22 protein-coding genes are annotated in these 19,066 nt (G+C 38.4%); 3 read left to right on the top strand and 19 right to left on the bottom strand.

Translation table 11 applies throughout. The features are described 5' to 3' along the window. Positions 1-25: 25 nt before the first annotated feature. The 13 genes from OK025_RS24210 to OK025_RS24150 are packed head-to-tail and all read right to left on the bottom strand — an operon-like array spanning position 26 to position 7,284. The gene (locus OK025_RS24210; protein ID WP_317667316.1) at positions 26-838 is read right to left on the bottom strand and encodes a PRTRC system ThiF family protein; all 813 of its coding nucleotides are present in this window, start codon (positions 836-838) and stop codon (positions 26-28) included. After that, positions 835-1,542 carry a PRTRC system protein B gene (locus OK025_RS24205; RefSeq protein ID WP_317667315.1) on the bottom strand — a complete coding sequence of 236 codons (708 nt, stop codon included), beginning with the start codon at positions 1,540-1,542 and terminating at the stop codon, positions 835-837. The genes OK025_RS24210 and OK025_RS24205 overlap by 4 nt, the downstream gene beginning before the upstream one ends. Before the next feature lie 11 nt (positions 1,543-1,553). After that, positions 1,554-2,711, bottom strand: coding sequence for a hypothetical protein (locus OK025_RS24200; RefSeq protein ID WP_317667314.1), 1,158 nt, complete (start codon positions 2,709-2,711; stop codon positions 1,554-1,556). Between the two features lie 16 nt (positions 2,712-2,727). Further along, positions 2,728-2,946, bottom strand: a complete 219-nt coding sequence (locus OK025_RS24195) for a PRTRC system protein C (RefSeq protein ID WP_241282721.1) — start codon at positions 2,944-2,946, stop codon at positions 2,728-2,730. An 11-nt stretch (positions 2,947-2,957) separates the two neighbouring features. Next, entirely contained in the window at positions 2,958-3,512 is a 555-nt protein-coding gene (locus OK025_RS24190) for a PRTRC system protein E (protein ID WP_317667313.1), read from the bottom strand. Further along, entirely contained in the window at positions 3,499-3,867 is a 369-nt protein-coding gene (locus OK025_RS24185; protein WP_317667312.1) for a hypothetical protein, read from the bottom strand. The genes OK025_RS24190 and OK025_RS24185 overlap by 14 nt, the downstream gene beginning before the upstream one ends. 3 nt (positions 3,868-3,870) lie before the next feature. Further along, on the bottom strand, positions 3,871-4,080 hold the full coding sequence (locus OK025_RS24180; RefSeq protein WP_312336241.1) for a hypothetical protein: 210 nt from the start codon (positions 4,078-4,080) through the stop codon (positions 3,871-3,873). Next, on the bottom strand, positions 4,064-4,420 hold the full coding sequence (locus OK025_RS24175) for a penicillin-binding protein (RefSeq protein WP_312336239.1): 357 nt from the start codon (positions 4,418-4,420) through the stop codon (positions 4,064-4,066). Before OK025_RS24175 ends, OK025_RS24180 begins: the two co-directional genes overlap by 17 nt. Positions 4,421-4,425: 5 nt before the next feature. Continuing rightward, positions 4,426-4,872, bottom strand: coding sequence for a hypothetical protein (locus OK025_RS24170; RefSeq protein WP_317667311.1), 447 nt, complete (start codon positions 4,870-4,872; stop codon positions 4,426-4,428). Then, positions 4,869-5,279, bottom strand: coding sequence for a hypothetical protein (locus tag OK025_RS24165; RefSeq protein ID WP_312336235.1), 411 nt, complete (start codon positions 5,277-5,279; stop codon positions 4,869-4,871). Before OK025_RS24165 ends, OK025_RS24170 begins: the two co-directional genes overlap by 4 nt. Before the next feature lie 11 nt (positions 5,280-5,290). Next, entirely contained in the window at positions 5,291-5,704 is a 414-nt protein-coding gene (locus OK025_RS24160) for a hypothetical protein (protein ID WP_317667309.1), read from the bottom strand. A 60-nt stretch (positions 5,705-5,764) separates the two neighbouring features. Next, positions 5,765-6,838 (bottom strand): DUF932 domain-containing protein, encoded by a 1,074-nt coding sequence (locus OK025_RS24155; RefSeq protein ID WP_317667308.1) that lies wholly within the window; start codon positions 6,836-6,838, stop codon positions 5,765-5,767. 50 nt (positions 6,839-6,888) lie between these two features. Then, the gene (locus OK025_RS24150; protein ID WP_317667307.1) at positions 6,889-7,284 is read right to left on the bottom strand and encodes a single-stranded DNA-binding protein; all 396 of its coding nucleotides are present in this window, start codon (positions 7,282-7,284) and stop codon (positions 6,889-6,891) included. Between the two features lie 1,098 nt (positions 7,285-8,382). Between OK025_RS24150 and OK025_RS24145 the strand changes: the two genes are divergently transcribed. After that, a complete protein-coding gene (locus tag OK025_RS24145; RefSeq protein WP_317667306.1) occupies positions 8,383-9,852 on the top strand; it encodes a hypothetical protein in 1,470 nt (489 codons plus the stop codon). 70 nt (positions 9,853-9,922) lie between these two features. Here the strand turns inward: OK025_RS24145 and OK025_RS24140 are convergent, their stop codons facing one another. After that, entirely contained in the window at positions 9,923-10,702 is a 780-nt protein-coding gene (locus OK025_RS24140) for an SOS response-associated peptidase (protein ID WP_317667305.1), read from the bottom strand. Between the two features lie 55 nt (positions 10,703-10,757). Then, positions 10,758-10,976 carry a hypothetical protein gene (locus OK025_RS24135; RefSeq protein ID WP_241282756.1) on the bottom strand — a complete coding sequence of 73 codons (219 nt, stop codon included), beginning with the start codon at positions 10,974-10,976 and terminating at the stop codon, positions 10,758-10,760. A gap of 121 nt (positions 10,977-11,097) precedes the next feature. On the opposite strand from OK025_RS24135, the gene OK025_RS24130 reads away from it, so the two are divergent. Both OK025_RS24130 and OK025_RS24125 read left to right on the top strand, forming a co-directional pair. Next, entirely contained in the window at positions 11,098-11,466 is a 369-nt protein-coding gene (locus tag OK025_RS24130; RefSeq protein WP_241282757.1) for a hypothetical protein, read from the top strand. Positions 11,467-11,487: 21 nt separating this feature from the next. Beyond that, complete coding sequence (locus OK025_RS24125) at positions 11,488-13,809, top strand: AAA family ATPase (protein WP_241282759.1); 2,322 nt, start codon at positions 11,488-11,490, stop codon at positions 13,807-13,809. A gap of 136 nt (positions 13,810-13,945) precedes the next feature. On the opposite strand, the gene OK025_RS24120 is transcribed toward OK025_RS24125, so the two are convergent. From OK025_RS24120 to OK025_RS24105, 4 genes are all read right to left on the bottom strand, one after another. Then, positions 13,946-14,422 carry a Mov34/MPN/PAD-1 family protein gene (locus tag OK025_RS24120; RefSeq protein WP_241282760.1) on the bottom strand — a complete coding sequence of 159 codons (477 nt, stop codon included), beginning with the start codon at positions 14,420-14,422 and terminating at the stop codon, positions 13,946-13,948. Positions 14,423-14,424: 2 nt separating this feature from the next. Next, complete coding sequence (locus OK025_RS24115) at positions 14,425-16,149, bottom strand: ThiF family adenylyltransferase (RefSeq protein WP_317667304.1); 1,725 nt, start codon at positions 16,147-16,149, stop codon at positions 14,425-14,427. A gap of 64 nt (positions 16,150-16,213) precedes the next feature. Continuing rightward, positions 16,214-17,359, bottom strand: coding sequence for an SMODS domain-containing nucleotidyltransferase (locus tag OK025_RS24110; protein ID WP_241282771.1), 1,146 nt, complete (start codon positions 17,357-17,359; stop codon positions 16,214-16,216). A 20-nt stretch (positions 17,360-17,379) separates the two neighbouring features. Further along, positions 17,380-18,906, bottom strand: a complete 1,527-nt coding sequence (locus tag OK025_RS24105; protein ID WP_241283103.1) for an SAVED domain-containing protein — start codon at positions 18,904-18,906, stop codon at positions 17,380-17,382. Positions 18,907-19,066: the final 160 nt, after the last annotated feature.

Here is a 19,066-nt window from a genome sequence, read left to right as displayed (position 1 = left end):
ACGGCTTTTGGCCGCGGCAGTTTTTTCAACTGCCGACGGTTATGGCCTGAGATTTAAAATTTTGCAGGTTCAGGAAAAATCCACGATTTTCTGTCATTCCAGTTTTCAGCAGATTCCATAAAAGCGAAGCTCCGAGATTGGCTATCGTGCTGTTTATAAAAAGATCCTGTTTTGCAAGTGATTCTGCTAATGAACAGCTTGGCGTATCATCTTCCTGCTCCGAAGTCTGCATAAGGTTACCATATTCCTCAATAATAGACGGTAAGGTATCAACTGTTTTAAATTTTTTGGAGGTTGGCTGTTCAATTTTTCCAATGGTAGAAAGTATTCCCTGTCCTGAAAATTTAGTGTTTCCCAGATCGAGCCAATATTTTCCTTTGTCCCTATGGAATCCATAATCATTATTAAGGTGATTAAGTATTTCGGAAATTTCTATTCTTGATGCCACCGTGTCTGTACATGACACATAAATAGATGCTCCTGCACCAGTCGGTATTTTTGCATCTTCATCACGCTGAAATTTTCGTGTCTCTGCTTTCCAGCTTGTTCCTGCCCAACGGTTAAGGCGGTTAATAATCGCCTGTGATTTGTAAAGATTTTTTTCCGAATCTGCGAACCTTTGTCTTCCGATATTTGAAGCTGTAATAATATCATCGTCCCAGAGATGTACGTCCAGTCCCGGGTGATCGAGTTCCAACAGGCTATGATTGATTTCCATGAGTGCGGTCATAAACTTTGAGCCTGTTCCGCCCGCACCTATAACGTTTACACGAATTGGATTTGTGGGACTTAACAGATAGTTATCCAAAAAATGAATATTTGTTTTCGCTGTTTTCATAATAAGATGTCTTTAAGTTTTTGAGACGTTTTTACAAGGCTGTCATTTGGAAAAGCTTTTCCAGTTCCTACAAGATTTTCCCATAGCATGACACAGTTACCGTTAACAGGGTTGTGGTCATGCATCAGATGCGAAAAGTAACTATTGAAAAAGTAATTTTCCCACAAGGTCATCAGTTCATTTACTGAGCCTGTTGCTGTGGTGTCTATATCTACTGTACCCATGCAAACTGAGCTGTTTTCATAAACATTAAAAAATGGGGCGTAATAAAGAGGGGTATTAGGGGTGGGTCTCCTCGATGTTGAAAGTGCAAAAACCCTCAGCGTTTCCCTGTCTGCGACCCATACCATTGGAGGTGTATGCGCTTTTCCCGACTTTATTCCAAGATGTTTATTAAAAAATAGTTCCCGAAACTGCGCCTTTGTATACCAGACAAGGGTAGCCGATTTTGAATCAAAGGATAATAGGTTACTGGGAAGTACGCCTTCAGAATGCAACATATGTAGATTATTTTCATCGACTTTCAATGCGGTTGCCAATCTGATTCCTTCGTTTACTGATAGGGGATGCGGATTGATGGGGATACCGTCTTCCATGTCAAAATATTCGACATACGAATCATTATATGCTTTATTACCTTGGTAAAAAACCAATGCGCAGGTTGGTTCAAAATAGGTTTCAAAATTGTTTGTTATATCTTCCATGAGTTCAAATTTTAAAAGTTATGTTTCTGCCAAAGTCTAATGAGGTTGTCAATCGTATCGAAAACTTTTGTTTCAAAATCGAAATCGTTATTTTCTATTTTTCGATTATCAAAGGGTATAAAGCGTACAGGTTCATCTATTTCGGAATATTCCTGTAATTCATTATTAACGAAATCGCAGAGCGTTTCAAAAAGGTTTCCTTTAATGGATGCGCAGAATGAAACATAGTTGTCCAGTGCGATAGGATTGTCGTATTCTTCGTTTATTTCCCTGTACCGTAAAGGAAAATATTTACAGTCTATACGTACATTCGGAAACGAATGAAAGATTTCATAAAATGATGTTGCGATCAAAAGAACATCTTTATCAAAATCATTTTTTGGAACGAACTTGTCTACAAGTTTTTGAAAGGATAGCAGATGCTTTTTATCTGTTATCAGCTCTTTGATATAATCTCCGATCCGTTCAGCGTCATTGAACTCGTCTAAACTTTCCTCATCTTGGTATTCTTCCTCCTCTTCTTGGTATGAATTTTCAAGCATTTCATACATAGAGTTCAGATAACAGTCAGTATTTCTATAATAGGGTACTGCAAGAATCTGATAGATATAGGCATATACTGCTACCAATAATTTACTGGCATTCGCAGTCTCTTTTTTGTGCAGGATTGTATAAAGCGGAATTACCGGAATATAGTATAGCGTGGAACCCGTGTCATAATTTTCTTCCCGCGCAAAAAAGGTACTCTGTCCATCATTTACCAATCTGATTTCCCGCCAGTCGTTCATGCTGAGTTTGAGCTGTTTTTTGAGGTTCGCCAATGATGCTGAAATATTATACGGGTAAGGCACATTGGTACAATCCAGTTTAGTAATATTGAGTTTTTTGGAGATATTGGAGAGGGATTTAAAAAATTCCCTCTCCAATTTTATTGCATTGTAATCTTCTCCAATTTCAGGTTCATGCAATCTTGGATAAAACTGCATTGCTAAAAAGGCATTGGTAACATCGCAGGTGGAACGGACTGCCGTCTGTCCTTGCGCAGTTCTCCTGCATCTTTGGGTCGTTTCATCCACTTTGCGAACTCGCCCAACTGGCGGTGAAGTTGTGACTGGCTTATTGCGGTGGGCAGTTTTACCGTTTGCGGATATTTTTTCTGCATGGTTCATGGGTTTAAAATTTTGGTTAACCTTTTGTTCCGATTACCGTCTCGAAGCGATATTCTACAACATCGTCAACGATTGTCGGACGTGAAATTTTCGCAGTGGTCAGGGCAGGGTAGTTGTTTGAATAGAAATTTAACACTGCCTGCAAGTTCCACTTTGGCTCAGGGTCGTCAAGCCTGATTTCCTGTTCTTTTTCTTTTAGGATAAACACTCTTTGAAGTTCTGTTGCTACTAACATAATATTACTTTTTAGGGGTTAATTTCCTGCTGATCGACCGTTTCTGACTTCGGCTCGGAAGCTGACCAGAGATCGGGTACAAATTGTTTTTCGTACTCATCCTGTTTCTTTCTGATGTCTTCTTTATGCTCAGGATAATCACCGACTTTCGGAAGTGCAGACCAAGCCTCTTTGTATTTACCTGCTTTTGCAAGCGTGTCGGCTTTTATCAGGGCTTCGCTGTATTTTTTACCCTTTGCTTTTTCCTTATCCGACTTTTGTTTTTCCATTGCGGAGTTTGCCTGAGCCGATTCCACGCCTTTAAGAAAGTTCTGCATATTTGAAATCAGTCCGTCAGCCGTTTTCAGGGGTTTTTTGATATGCTCAAAAAATCCGTTGTCTAGTTCTTCGGGACTTCCTTTCAGATTAAAAGGGGGAATGATATTCTTTGCCTTGTCTGCGCAACTGTCATTCTCAATCAAGATAGATACGAGTATCCTGTTTTCTGTCGCCTTTGTAATGGATAGCGTAATTTTGCTGTTTATGTCCATTTGCGAAATCTGTCTGAAAAAATTAGCTGTTTCCATAGTAGTTCATTGCTTTATCGCTTACGCATTGTGTTATATATGATTCTGAAAAGCCCTGTTCCCTTAGGGAATCTCCATAGGCTTTCATTTCTCTGTTAAATTCTGCTGTACCTTCCTCGCCTGTGAGAAAAAGTTTATGAGCGGTTCCGTTTTTCAGAGCCTTGTTAATATCCCTGTACAGTTCTTTTATATGTCTGCGCTGATCGGAAAGTTTTCGGAATTCCATTGCGAACATTTGGTAACGTGATAAAATATCCAAGAAAATGAAAGCTTCCACGACGTTCTGATTTTTATAATTTTCGACAAACCTGTTATAGAGATAGTCTGCGAACTTATATTTTGCCAGTATGTCCATTTCTTAATGTTTTATAAGGTGATTTTTTAAATTTTTGTCATAGTTCATGCGGTAACCATTGTCATGGATTACTTTCTCAAGGCATTGCCTTGCGTTGTTCAGCAGTTTCCAGTCTTCTTCCTTAATATTTAGAACATGGAGCTGTGCGAACTTCATCACCATTTCGGCTATGATATGAAGCGATTGCAGTTCTGTATCAGTTTCCTTTTTCATGATCTTGGTTATTCAAGTATTCTACGTAGTTTGTATAGCGTTGCGTTATATCTTTTCCTTTCCTGAACTTTTCCGAAGTGTAGCTAAAATGCTCCTCAAACATCGTAACCTCTTTTGTTATCAGGTTGATGTAATAGCGGTACGTTGCATTTGCCCGTCTTTCATCCATTGTACAATGCTTTTTGAGAAAGGATAGTTCCTTACTGGAATCATCAAGTTTCATAAGGAGCATGAATACTTCTTCAACGATATAGCCCTGTTCCGGTGCGCTCGTACTATCTGCAACACAGATAATCTGCTGTCCGTCAGATAATGTGATATGTAAGTTTGATCGTGTCATGAGTTCTAATTTTTTGCTGTTAAAATTTCCTGTATAAGTTTGAGGTCAAAATCAACTGTTCTGAATTTGACGTCCTCAAATGCTTCATAATTTGCCATCCCGCTCGGATGTACCCGAAGGCTGTCACTTTTGATGCAATCAAAATGTCTGCATAGCTGTTCTATTTCGCTTGCTTGAGCTTCCAAGAAAGCAATTTCATTTCCATCGAGCCACTGCTCATAGAATGGTATTTTCGCTGTCCTGCAAAGCAGGAAAGAAATGCCGTGATCTTTTCGTGCGATGTAGCCCGAAAAGGATTCCACGTTCAGCAGTTCGAGCAGGTCTGTTGTCTCAACCGACTTTTTAAGCCAGTCCCCCCAAAGGGGGATAATGGCTACCTCGTGATTGTTACGCCCTTTCTCGCTGAATGCTTTTAAAAGCATGACATCCGTCATTTTAGCTGATTTTTTCATGGCGAAGTATTGAAGTTGATTTCAATGAGTTTCCTTGTTCCGAAAAGCATGTATATGGCATACTTTAATTCACTGCTACATTCTTTCTGCTCGGTATAATGCAGGATAGCATGTAAAGTAAATAGGGAATCGTAGCCGTCAAATAATTGATCCCTGAACGTTTTTTTATTTCTATACAGTCTTGTACCGTTTCTCTTGTACCTGTTCTGAAAATTTGCTATAAACCTGAACCAGAGGTCAGCATTTATATTCTTTTCAGTCCACTGCGCATAGACTTGATTTCGATTGTCAGTGAATAGGTTGGCTTCCTTTTTCATGAACTCGGTCAGCGCTTTCAGTTCATCGGGAAATAGGTTTGCCAGTAGATACGCCCTATCCAAATTGTTCATCTGCTGTAAGTTTTTCATTTTTTTAAATTTTAAGGTTTCTTTTTAAAGTCTATGGTGACGACCTTGTCGTCCCCGAAATAGAGTTCTATTGCCAGTCTCAGCATTGGTGGTAAGTCCTGCGAGCCTGCAAGTCTGATCAGGCAGTGGATACCAAAAACGCTGTTGTCCTGATAGAAAAATTGGTCCGCAAAAATCCTTGGGTTTCTGTAAAGGAGAACACCGAATTTTTCGATTGTCCGCTCGGCATTTTCGACAAGCCTGTACCAATAATCAGCACTTGCAACGCAATTGGGTGGCCACGCTTTTCTGATATGTTGCTCCTTTTCACGCAGGTGTGCTATTTCGGTTTTTATAAAGTCGGTCAATGTTCCAAGATGATCGGGGAAAAGCCTTGCTACCGTAAACGCCCTTTCCGTGTTGTTCATTTCTGTTAATGCTTTCATGATTTTGTATTTTATGTAGGTGGCAGTTTTTTACAATCCCTGCCACCTGTTAAGATTTGCTTAATTCAATTGAAATATGTCCGTTCCTATCTTTTCAAATGAAGTGCAGAGGTCAAACGCCTTCTGTGATTTAAGTTGTGCAGTGCCACCGAGTACAATGCTCTGTAGCTTCGCTTCGCCGTCCTTGTAATTGCGCACATTCTGAAAGTAGCCAGTGACGGCATTATATGCTCCGAACAGGGTTCCTTTGGTCGTTTCCAGTTGCTGTGTGTCGTTCATCATGGCATAGGCAAAGGCATCGTCCACGGTATTTTTGAACATCGTTGACAGTTCGTCTTCCGCACCTTTTTTGAGCAGGTTATATGATTCCTTGTTCGGGCATAAGGCGAGCTGTATCAGTTTTCTGACCTCGCTGTCCTTGACTTTGATCGTTGACCAGTGGTTGAAAATACTGTCCATTTGCGTGGTCATATTATTCGCCAGTCCCATGACTTTGTGTGCATCGTTGAGCCGTTGTTTAGCACCTGCGGTATGTTTGATGCGTACAACGTTGCTCATATTTCGGAGCGAAGCGTTCAGCGTGTTCTGACAGACGATACGGATAGGTGTGAAGGCAGCCGTTATGCTTCCGCTTCCGTCATGGCTCGTGGTCAGGAAGATGTATTTTTCAATAACATCGTCTGAATTTCCTATGCGGATATAGTTAGGAAGCTTTGCGGTAATGAATATGCGTTCGCCCTGTCCGAGTGCCCCTGCGGTTTCGTAAAGTATTCCACTGCCACCGCCTACGATGGAATCAAAAAATGAAAAGGCATCTTTATTCTGTACGATGTGGTAGTCTCTACCCACTACACCGAGTACCGTATTGTTATCCGTGCGGATATTGGCAAAATAGTTAGGAACGTCAATTTCAGTGTCCTGTATAACGATGCCGTCCGAAATTTCCACTATTCCTGAACCTTTTGTAAACAGGGGGCTTTTTTGCACTTCGTAGTCCAGTCCTGCGTGTCTGATTGCTTCGGCACTGGTCGGGTAGTCCTGCACGATCTGCCCCAAGCCGTGCCAAGCTTTTTCCTTAACACTGAAAAATGAATATCTGCCCGTTCTATTGTTGAAATTTAAATTATGTCCCATGATTTCTATTTTTTAAAGGGTTAAAATGATTTGATTTTGCGCTGTCCTGCTTAGAATGGTAGGTCGTCTTTTTCGTCTTCTTTGGCAAGACTGCCGTTCTGCTGTTTGTTACTGGCCTGTACGGAATCTTTTTCCGATGCTGTTCCCCATGCGGGTTTGATATTGGAGGTTGTGAAGTTCAGCCCTGCTTTTAGGGTGCCGTCCTTTCCAGTCCACGCCCTTGCGCTGATCTGCCCCGTTAGTTCGACATATAACCCCTGTTTGAGCCAAGAAACTGGCTTTGCGCTACGCCAGTAGGCACATTCAATAAATGCGGTGTTGTCTACCCATTCCCCTTGTCTGTTTTTGTAGCCATCATTTACCGCTACACTGAAGTTTACCACTTCCTTACCTGTTGTTGTTTTACTGACCGTTGCATCTTGTGTCAGTCTTCCTGAAATGTTCATAACTTTTTGTTTTAGTTGTTCTACAATCCTGTTAAGTTTTTCATTCTTCCTGTCCTGCTGAGGCTCGGCCCCTAATCATTTTTTTCAAAAGAAAAAACAGGAAAAAAAAGAAAGTCAATCAGTAAATCGGGCAATTGCTGTAAGGCAAAAGGAAACGGAATAAAGGATGGGAAAGAGGGACGGCATGTGTTTATGCCGTAGTCTTTTGCGGGATGTGGGTTAGCTGCACGATGTACCTTTGAATGTCTTTTTCGACTGTTCTTTTGATAAAAAGTGATTTCCAAATCCTTATCCATCCAATAGATTCTCAAGCGTTTTAAAGGCAGTGTTATTCCATAGGTAATTGAAAGGTGCTTGCCGTCGGACAGGATCTGGACAACTTTCGATTTGCTATTATGGGTGGCATAAAAAAGCTCTTTTTCGCTAAGGTTTTGCGGTGGAAGAAATGTGCTTTTCGGGAGGGGAAGGATCTTAAGCTAAATGAAATCAGTAAAGTAATATTTGAATACTTTTTCGACTGTTCTTTTGATAAAAAGTGATTGCCAAATCCTTATCCAACCAATAGATTCCCAAGAGTTTTAAAGACAGTGTTATTTCATAGGTAATTGAAAGGTATTCGCCCGTGGGACCGGATCTGGATAGCTTTCGATTTGCTATGATGGGCGGCATAAAAAGCTCTTTTTTGCTTAAGGCTTTGGCGCTGGAGGAAATGTGCTTTGCCTTGAATGGGAAGAATCTTAAGGCTTATATGAAAACAGCGCTTAAAAAAGTATGTCTATGCGTGAGGGATTGACGTGGAAAGCCCGGAGGAACGAGGACTTGTAACACAAAGCCCGTTGCTTTTAGGCACACGCCATTGAAAAAGAAGATCTGATCACTAATTAATCGGCGTGGACTCGGTACTATAAAAGTATTTACCACTTAGAATTAGCTTCTAAAAAGTAAAAAGGTCAACGTTCTGATCACTGCAGCAAGACGCGTCCTGATGCAGTTATTAAATTATGCATTAATTTTATTAATAAATACTTATCAAATGTCTTTTATCGGTTAATAATTACTATCTTGATCCTTAAATAACTACTTGATAAGCCATATTTCATGACAAAAAAATATATTGAAGCTACTATTAAAAGGATCAATGATTTAAAAGCTTCGCAAACTCTTAAACTCCACAACGAACATTATTTGTTGAAAGATTATGATATGTCCATTGTGAAAATCGAAAGGGGGTTCTCAGCTGAAATTAACTTTAAGATTTTAAGCGGTTACAATTCTGATGCGATGCATCGTATAAAGCTTCCACAGCCCATAAAGCTCACCAATGAAGAAGCGACATACTACATTCCTGAAAATTCAATACATCTTAATCAGCGATTTAAGGATCTGTTTGGTGATGACGATTCTACTCTTGATATAGTGGGAAGTATAGATCGATTGTCTACTGCGGAGTCTGCTTCGAATTTTGATGAAAAATTTTTGCGGTTTGTAGTTCCAGTAAACAAAACTAAAGGAAAGCTTCGAGAAATAAGAGGGTGGACTTATGAAGCAGATGTTCCTGCCGATCATAAAAACCTTATCAAGGTTACTATCAATAAGATAGAATATCATTTTTTTGAATTTACAGAAAGTGGCGACACTTATCTTTTTATTGACTCAACATCTGAATCTACACTCTCTGAATTTACGAACATTTGCTATAGTATTTTATTGGCTTTTGGATTTCTCTACGGAAATCTCTATTTAGATGAGGGATATATGTTATCCTCGACAAAAGACCAATTTACTGAAATAAACGATATTAGTTTTTCGATCTATCGCGAATCAATATTGAGCACTTATAGAATTCATACTACCAATGCGTATTCCGTCCATGATATGACCGGTAAGGATGAAAGAGAGCGGGACGAGAAACACGCTGAAGTGAAAAAATGGATTAGTAAAATAGTAGAAATTGAAGAGCCAATATTCAGTGCAATCTGTGAACTTTTTTATAACCATGAACCCATCTCACGTGCTATAATCATTACTCTTCAAGCTAATTTACTTCCTCTGGAAATAAAAGGTTCTGCATTAAGCCTTGCTCTTGAAGCTATAACTTCTGTTTTCATAAAACTGTATAAGGAAAAAATTCCACCGCCTGTAGATAAAATACTTTTCAAAGAAATTAAAGAAGGTATGGTAAAGGTATTAAAGGAGACATTGCCCGACGAGGAGCAATATGAAGATGCTCATGAAATATTTAAAATACGCATAGATAATCTTAATGGGCTTACTAATATGGGCAAACTTCAACAATCATTTGCTGTGGTGGGTTATACGCTAAAGGAATATGAGAAAGACGCATTGAAGGCTAGAAATAAATTTCAGCATGGGGAACTTCCCGTAACTGATGATTCGGAAGATGTAATCACTCAGCAAGTTTATTTTATGACCATAATTATGCATCGGTTGATCTACACGCTTATTTTAAAGCATATTGGATATAAGGGGTACATCATTAATTACCCACAATTACATTCTGATTTAACCAACCTGGATTTGGGTGAGGACGTTTTTTATGAAATATAATTCGTCAGTTTTGAGCTGGTTAATCTTTTTACCATATTTTGAAATAGCAGCTATTTTGTACGAGCTATGATTAGTTTACCTCATAACTAAGTTCTGGAACGTCTGCATAAACAAATGCCTTGGTGGGAGTACCGGTTGTTTTAAAATCTTTATCAATTGTATATGCTTCCATTTCTTCTGCTTTGATCTGATATGTTGCCAGTTCTTTAATTTTTTCTTCACCCAAATCTGACATCATCCACTGCCACGCAAGCTCATCTGGTAGCATTGTGGGCATACGATTTTTGCTGTTATGAATCTGCCTCATCAATGAATTGGCTTCTGTTGTCACCAATGCAACTGTATCGATTGTTTCACCTGTATCCTTATCGGTCCAGTTCTGCCAGATCGCTGCGATGAAAAAGTATTTCTTATTTTTTAATCCAATATGATACGGATACTTATCCGCTGTTTTAAGGGGTTGGTTCGTTTTTTTATTCAGGCGATGGATATGGCGCCACTCGTAAAACTCACTGGATAATATCAGGCATCTCCTTTCAAGAGCTGCCTTCCGGAACATTTTTTCACGTCCTGTTTTTTCATCGATCAAAAGAAGTTCTTCACCTTTTGCATTCAGTGTTGTGTAAGGCTGACGCCATTTTCCGGTAGTGTCCTTGTAACCAAAGCGCATCTTCTTAACATCTTCTCGGTTTTTTATATAGCTTGGTATAAAGCCCCATTCCATTTGTACAATGTCGAAATTGCATTTGTCTTCTGTGGGTCTTAAAACGGCAATATTTCCGTAATTAAAACCTTCATGTATTTCCTGATCGAGGAAGTCATAATTCATAACGGCTTTTTCAAGATCCATTAATCTAATGAATTCATCCCTTGATACGCGTTGTCCATTGTAATAACACATCGTTTTAGTCTTTTAAGTGTTTACTAATTTCTTTTCCAAAATCTTCTGCCTCTTTCTGCCGGCCCTGCGGAATGCTTGTCCATGTTTCGCCATTCCATGTTTTCGCGCGTGCAATGACCATTGGCTTTCTATTATCTGAAAATGAAAGCCTAAAGACTTGTTGGCCATTTACAATATGTTCAGATACTGCAATTTTCAAGCCTTGAATTTCAATTTCTAACATATTTTTTATTATGAAGCCTTTACAGACATAATTAAATTTAAAAAAAAATTAGAAAGTATGAAAATGTGTTTCGTAACGTTGGAAATATTCCTAAATTGCTTTAAAAGCTATATAATCTATTATGAAATTAAAAATCAACCAGGTCGTGGACTTCGGAACATTGGATAGCGAGCGTGTTGAATTATCCGTTCTGGAAGATACAAATCTGTATTACTTTATCATTTCCGACACAACGTATCTTGATGAAGGTAAAATTTCCAACAAAATGAGACATACTTTCTGGTTCAAGCCACAGCAGGTAAATAAAGGGGACGAGGTGGTGCTATATTCAAAAGTTGGCATTAAGAGATCAACTGATATCAATGGCGGAAAAAACAAGAAATACCATATATATTGGGATTTAAAGAGTTCCGTTTGGAATAATTCAGGGGATGCGGCTGTTTTATTTGAGTTAAAAACGTGGAAAACTACTAAAGTAGCGGAGAATTAATCTTACTAATAAAATTTGTTAATGTTACCAGTAAACATCTTTGGTCTTAAAAATTTCAGAATTTTTGATGATCAGCAAGGAATTCTTGAAAACTTTTCTGCGATAAATTTATTGACAGGTACGAATAATTCAGGGAAAAGTTCAATAATCAAAGGACTACAGCTGCTAAAGAATAGCGTTAGTGCAAAAGTTTTTCCTTACGAACTCGATCTCACGGAACAGGAACATTTGTTAGGAAATTTAGAAAATGTACTTTACAAAAAAACCAATAAGAAAATAACAGTTTCACTGCCCTTCAATTTCCTTGGGATGAGGCATGGACATATCTCACTTACGTACGTGGTACTTTCAGCTGATCCGTACAGGGCGAAATTAAGAAAGGTGCAGCTTTCTGACGCTCAGGATGACGACATTTTCCTTTCTTTTGCTTATAAGAATGCTTCCAAAGCTGACAAAGCCAGAGATCTGAGAAAGTATAAAAAAGATATTGAAGAGTACGAAAAGCTGAAAGCCGATCCTACCTACAAGAAGAGGGATTTTTATATTAAATACGGAATTTTTGGGAAACCCGATGGAGAACCTCCAATAGGTCTTGTTAATTGGAGTATCAATACTGAAAAATTAAAATCCATTTTAAGCGACGGTTTGGAAATTTATGATTATCATCAAGATAATCAGAACGATAAAGGTTGGTTAGAAAAAGCTTTAGAGAAGGAGGGGTTTAGAGTTATTCCGTCTATATTGATGAGCTCATTCAAGCCAGTACCTGATAGAGAATCATGGGCTAGTTTTCTTAATAATGGTTTAAAGAAGAAAGTACTTCGGGGGACCTTAAAAGTGTCAGATAGAGACTTTGAACCTCCTGAATATTTTTATCCGCAACTGGATATTGAGGGTGTTTTTTATTCCAGCTGTCTTGAGATCTTAAGGGATAATCTAAGATGGATTGATGTTGATACTAATAATCAAAGCAACTACAATGTTATTGAACATGCATTTTTACAGAGCATGTCTCGGTTGGAGCAACGTCTGTTTTCGGTTAATTACCTTTCTACAGTAAGGGAGCAGCATGTAAGAATCTATAATGCATCGTTAAATACTCCTTTCATTAACCTATTAAAGGGCTTCCTTCCATTACAGGGTGATAGCACTTCATTTCTAAATAGATACCTAAAAGCTTTTGAGATCGGGAGAAGGCTTTATATAGATTTTAAGCAAGATTACCAGTTAATTTTTGTTTCTGTGATTGATATGAATGGCGATAAGCGCGAGCTTGTGGATTTTGGTTACGGAATAAAACAGCTCATTTTATTGCTCATTCAGATTTGTGTTTTGGCCGAAAAAAATAAAAGGGAAGTCCATGAATATGATGATAAGGGTGAATATTGGAGGGACATTTTTGAGCCTAGCCTGTTATTGATCGAAGAACCGGAGACCAATTTACATCCAAAATGGCAATCACTGCTAGCAGAAATGTTCTTTGAAGCCAACAAGCGATTCAATATCCAGTTTATTATCGAAACTCACAGTGAGTATTTAATTCGTAAGTTTCAAAATTTGGTAGCGGCGGAAAATGCGGTTGACCTTGTTAAAATTTTTTATCTTCGGCATTTTAAGAATATTAACGGTGGAAATAAACAGGTTGAAGTCCTTGAAATTCAAAATGACGGAAGTATACAATTCCAAGTATTTGATGGTGGATTCTTCGACGAATCAAATAATTTACAGTTAAGCCTACTCAATATCAGGAGAGACAACTTTGTGTTGGAATTTGAATCTATGAAGACAAATCTGGAGGACAGTGAAGAAAAAATTTCTAGATTGGAGGAAAAGATTGACGAATTTGACGCAAGAATGGACATATCTCGTTATTTAGCAAGCTTAGAACTTTTATTTGATACTTCAAAACTCGAAGCTACAACGGTCAAATATTTAGCATCAGGTCAGTTTTTATTAAATACGATTACGTTGTCAAGTGACTTTTCTCCGGTTATTTTGCAATATGGCCGAGCTTTAGAAAACGAGCTAAAAAAAGTTTTTCATAGAGTAGATCCTGTAAAAAAATGGATGTTAGGAGGGATGCAAGCCTCGTTGGAAAAATTTAAATTCGGCATCAGTCACCTAAACCAGGTATGTTCTGCTACAGAATTTAGGATTTTGGGAACCGTATTAACAGATGTTTTCAATGCACCGACGGATTTGCTCATTGAAAAAATTGATGATCTTAGGGACCGCAGAAATGCCGTGGCACACGCTGGACAGATAAAATTAAAAGAAGATGCGGAACAATATGTGCTGGATGTCGACGAGTTTTTAAATGCATGGATAAATCAGACGAAATAAGAAGTCCTTTTCCCTATTGCGCCATGAAAAAAATTCAAAGTAATTTTCTTTTTTGTGATTTGGTAATGTTTAAAGGAATTTAAAAAAGTCTGAACATGGACAGATGAGTGACAATAGATTGAGGGAATTGAGGTCGTTATTCTTCTATCGGATAAAACTCAATCAGATTCCTGCCTTTTAAGGATGCAAAAATACGGTTTATGAAATTCTTGCCGTCCATTCCTATGATGATCATCAATGGTTCCGGACAATGATATTTTCGATCTGTGGATATATTCTTAATCTGGTTGATATCCTGAAAGCTTGGATCCGGAAGTGCATACGGATGATAATGCCATTCTCCAAGGTAGTACAGACCTTTTTTCCAGTTGCTGTCAAATATCTTTTTTAATCCCTTTGTTCCCCTGACAAATGTGGTTCTTCCATGTTTAGAATCGCTGGGAGGTCCGATGACAGTCGTAATTTGGGCGGAGCAATTATTGTCGATATACCGACCAATTAATATTCCTCCGGTCTCTAAATGTTTGGACTGGGTACAATAGGCTTGTAATTCAAAAAGTAAATCTTCTGAAAGATGAATTTTTAAGTTATTCTCAATGTTGGCATATACCATCGTTATTCTTGAAATATTTGGATACCTGTAAACGTATCGTTATTATATTGTTTTTGGATCACGGTTAATTTAGGTTTGTCCCCATCAACAAGCTCCTTTTCAAAACCCTTTACTGCAGCACCGGCTAGCATTTGTATGTCATCTAATCTGGCAGGGAATAAGGGATGCCAACAACCTATCCCTTCGATTAGTTGTTCTTCTCCGCTAACCTTTTTTGCATCCATTTCTAACCATTTTTTTGCTTTTGCATTGAAATCATTTAGAAAATTTTGTTCACCCCTGTTGAGGCGAGTTGTATAGAGGTACAAAGTGTCTGCCATGTAGCCTGTTGATATGGATGCAAAAAAACATTCTGTATTGACCAAACTGTCATTTAGAAAAGCAAGGACAGAATCTTGCGCAGTGGCTTCAATAATTATATCGAAATCTGATAAGATTAATTTATTTTGACTCACAGCCTCTTCAAGGGACGAATTTTCATATGTGCTACAAACAGAAGGGAATATGCTGTTCAGATGATTTGACAATGCTTCGGCTTTTGGTAAACCGACGGAGTCAAGTGTCAAAGAATGGCGCGATAAATTTCCTGCCACTACCGTATCTGGATCGATTACTTTAATATCGTTCATACCAAGTCTTACCAGCGATTGTGTGAAAATAGAGCCAACAGATCCTGCGCCAATTAATAAAACTTTCATTTCTGAGGTATCTTTAGCCATCCTACCTCTATTTGTTAATTGTTCCTGATTCCAGTTATCCGTTTTGATCCAATTTATTTTTTTATTCTCTTGAATTGCCAGTTTGATAAGGTGTTTTGACAAACTGGGGGCATTCGGACGAAATCCTTTTACTTTTGGTAATTGTGGGTATGTGAACGCAAACCAATGCATTAAATGATTGTCCTGTCCAATCCGCTCCGCTACAGGAAAACCTAAAAAAACAATATTAGGATGTAAACCTTGTTTCTTTAGATTCTGTGTTTGTCTTACAAGAGTTGCTAAAATATCAATTTTTTGGAGATTTAATATCTCAATTAATTCTCCAAAAGTAGTGGGAATCTGCCACGGGCTAATAACAGGAATATTGTCAAGAACTATATAAATACCGTACTGATGCCCGTTTTGATTATCCGTAATGTATTTACCCCAATTCTGCTCCACGCTAAAATTGTCGCTTTTGAATTGAAGGACCGCATAAATATCCTTTCTCAATTGCTTATAAATGAGAGTTCCGTCCTTATGATCAGTTTTACACCAGCTTTCAAATGTAGTCCTGTTTTCGTTAAAAAAAAGCTGATATTTCTGCCTTGGTGGGAATGCTGGCAATTCAAAAGGATCGCCATCTTCAACTAAAGTACCATTGCTGGCGGCGACCAGCCAGCTTTGACATCTTATAATATGCCAATAGAGTCTTGATATTGCGAATTTTGGCTCGGTAAGGTATTGCTTTCTTCCCCAGCTTCCCTGACTCTCATCCAGACATAATTTACCACTGGACCATGGCCTGTCTTTAATGATATGATTAAAATCCTGATGCTGAAAGGTGCTCGTAATACCATCTTTTCCGTCAGGCATTACTAAAATGTTTCCTTTGGGATAATTGTGGTCAAGTAAAACATGCCAAACGGTTTCGTTTGGCACTAAGTCTTGGTTTGAGCTTTCAATTGATATTTTAAAGGTCAGTTTCCACTTTTTTGCAAAGTGATCCCAAGCCAGATCCTCTAGCATTTGGTAACCTTCAATATCCTCCAGTTTCCTACGAGCGGCTTTTAATATTTCGGTAGGCTCCGAATTATGCGAATCTACCTGGTCCAGCATCTGTATTTTCTTTTCTTGTTGTGAATCCAGCTGAACCCGAGGACAGCGTATTTTTGGTCTCGTCGCCATCATAAGATGGAAATTTATCACCAAAGAATTCTTTCCATTTTTCTACTTGCTCCTTTAAAGTTTCAGCCTCTAATGCCTCCTTGGCCAGGGCTGCATATTCCTCTACAGAATCATAAAATGAAGTAAAATCATCATTGGAAACCCTTTTCCAAACATTGTGTTCTGGCACACCTCGGTCAGGAAGAATAGGAGTGGCCCTCAATAATCTCTCTGAACTGTAGTTGTCAACTATTCCCTGCAGTGTCATGTAAACACCTTCAGCAACAGAAGTGACTCCATCAGGACAGCAGTCACCGACCATATGTTCAATGGGGTATCCTTTTGGGTATTTCAGGTCAGTTAGTTTCAAAGTCCTCCACCATTTTAGTGCTTTAACAATATTTACAAAATGCTTATTTGTATTTTTGTTCTTGTCTCTAGTCCAACGTATCTGCTCTAGCGGATGAGTCTGGTCCCATGAATCAGCTTCACTGTCCGGTATCCATAAAGGTTCCATTTTCCACTCGGCTTGATTTTTTACGGATTCTGCCAAAAAGTTAAAAGCTTTCATAGGATCGGGATCGCTCCATCCTTTTGTCAGGCGCCATTCATAATCGTTTGTAAAATCTTCAAGCATTAAACTTGACGTCACACTGCTTGATTTTAGTAATTCTTTATCCGATTCAGAGGGAGCAGAAGTTATTACGATATCCAGATCAACGTAAGATAGTTCAATTCCAATCGATCGACCCTGAATCTCGTACTTTCCCTTATAGTGTTTTTCTACGAAAGGGATAAATTTTTCAATGGCCTGTTGAGGTGTAATTTCATTTCTATTCAGGTTAGTAACTACTATCACATCAACATCTGCACGTTTACCATTTAAAGGTCTGACTGCTGTAGATCTTCTGTAACTACCCTGAAGGAATGTTGAAATGATGATATCCTTAAGATCATCATCGGCCGCAAGACGATCCCGTAATGTCTTATGTCCTCTTTTTAAATCCTCTTTTTGAGAGGATGTTAGTCTTATATTTGACAAAAAGTCATTGAAGTACGAATTAATTTTCATTTAGATTTAGTATTAAGTTATTATATTTCCAAAATAGCATGATAGCCACCATTTCGTTGTTGTTCAAAGTCGAATTCATATAGCGCCGATTTTCCAAGCAGGCTGATTTTCTGACCAAGATAGAAAGCCATGGCATTTGGTGCAGCAATAAATACATGAACTTTTCCCATCGCTGAGGATTTGCGTTTTATCGTTCTCATATTATTTATCAGCTCTTCGAGTGCTGAAACTGCGTGATTGGCATCAATCAATGAAGTAGCACCAATTTTTGGCAGTATGGTTGCGTGAATACATGTTCTTACGTTGATGAGATTTTCTTCAACGAATGCATTTACATCTTCGATGATATTATGTGTTACGTTAATTGACAAGACAGTTTCGTCACCGTGAGAATGGTGTTGTTCTTCAGTAATTGTCCAAAAGGGACCCATGTGTGCTGATGCTATTTGTGTATCGGCTTTCCATAGCATCTTACCATTGAACGTTTTTTGCACCAGCGTAATTTCTGGAACACCATATTTAGGATTGAGCTCCGCTCCTAAAAGAGTTGCAAGTGACAAATGGGTATCCAAGTGTAATAGGACAGGTTTTTTATTTTCTATTATTTTCGCTGCGATTGCTTTTATTTCTGCATTAATGAATTCCATTCCCGCATATTCTTCCAAAATAAATCTGCTCGAAAAGCAGTGAAGAAAACAGGTTAACTGATCAACTTCATTTTGCAAATTTTCTGCACCTTTTGTAAAACTTCGTACACCGACTTTAAAGAAGTTTTCCTCATCAGCAGCTTTACCAATATAAAGATCCTCAGCTTTCAAAATATCGAAAAGCTCATCTTTAGTAAAGACATTTTTGCCCGAAGCGTGCAATTTTTGTATTAGGTCATTATATTTGCTGGAGTGCTGATCGGCGGGGATGGGCCTTAAACCTGATAGTAACAGATTAGAATTTAGCTGATCCTTTACGTTTCGTTCATCCCCAAAACTATGCATTATTCTCAAGGGCGCTAAAATATCTCTTAAGGCTTCATCGTTGTCAATTTGGAGGTGAGCTTTCCAAGCTTCCCTTATTTTACCATTGGCCGATCTCGGACCGTTTTTAAATAAAATATCGAGACGAATGCCACCATTATTTCCAAGTAATTTGGGTAGATCATCATTATGGTCTAAACCCCAGGTGTTAACGATATTGTACCGTTTTGAAGCAAAAGTGGAAGGATCATTATTATAATTTTTGTGCAATCTCTGCAAGATAGATTCCGTGGTATTTCCAATAAATGAAGGGTCCATTAACGCCTCGCATGTAAATGCTCTCCTGTGGTCGACATGAAATTTTACTTGATAATATTCTTCTGTCACATCATACCCTGATTCTTTGGTAGAGGGGTCATAATATACCACTACGTCATCAAATCCAAACGTAGAGTCCATTTCCCAAGCAACTTTTTTGATGCATGTATGTGGAAGATTCAATCCACACGCTTTTAGCCAAAAAAATTTTGATTGGAAGTCGTCACCGCTCTGTCTTGCAATTACACTGGTTGCCATATGTTTATAATTTTTAATTTTAGATCACAGTAATTATGCCCTAAACTGTTTGGCGACAAATTGTCCCGTTTACAAGAAATTCTTTGACCTGATCTTTGGCATTTTACTTAACCTTAGCGTTAGGTTATCCAACTCTTAAGGTCATTATGTCAGTTAAAAA

Source organism: Sphingobacterium sp. UGAL515B_05, from assembly GCF_033097525.1.
Lineage (GTDB): Bacteria > Bacteroidota > Bacteroidia > Sphingobacteriales > Sphingobacteriaceae > Sphingobacterium.
The sequence above is the reverse complement of the archived record's forward strand: the minus strand, read 5'-3'. Positions and strand labels throughout refer to the sequence as shown.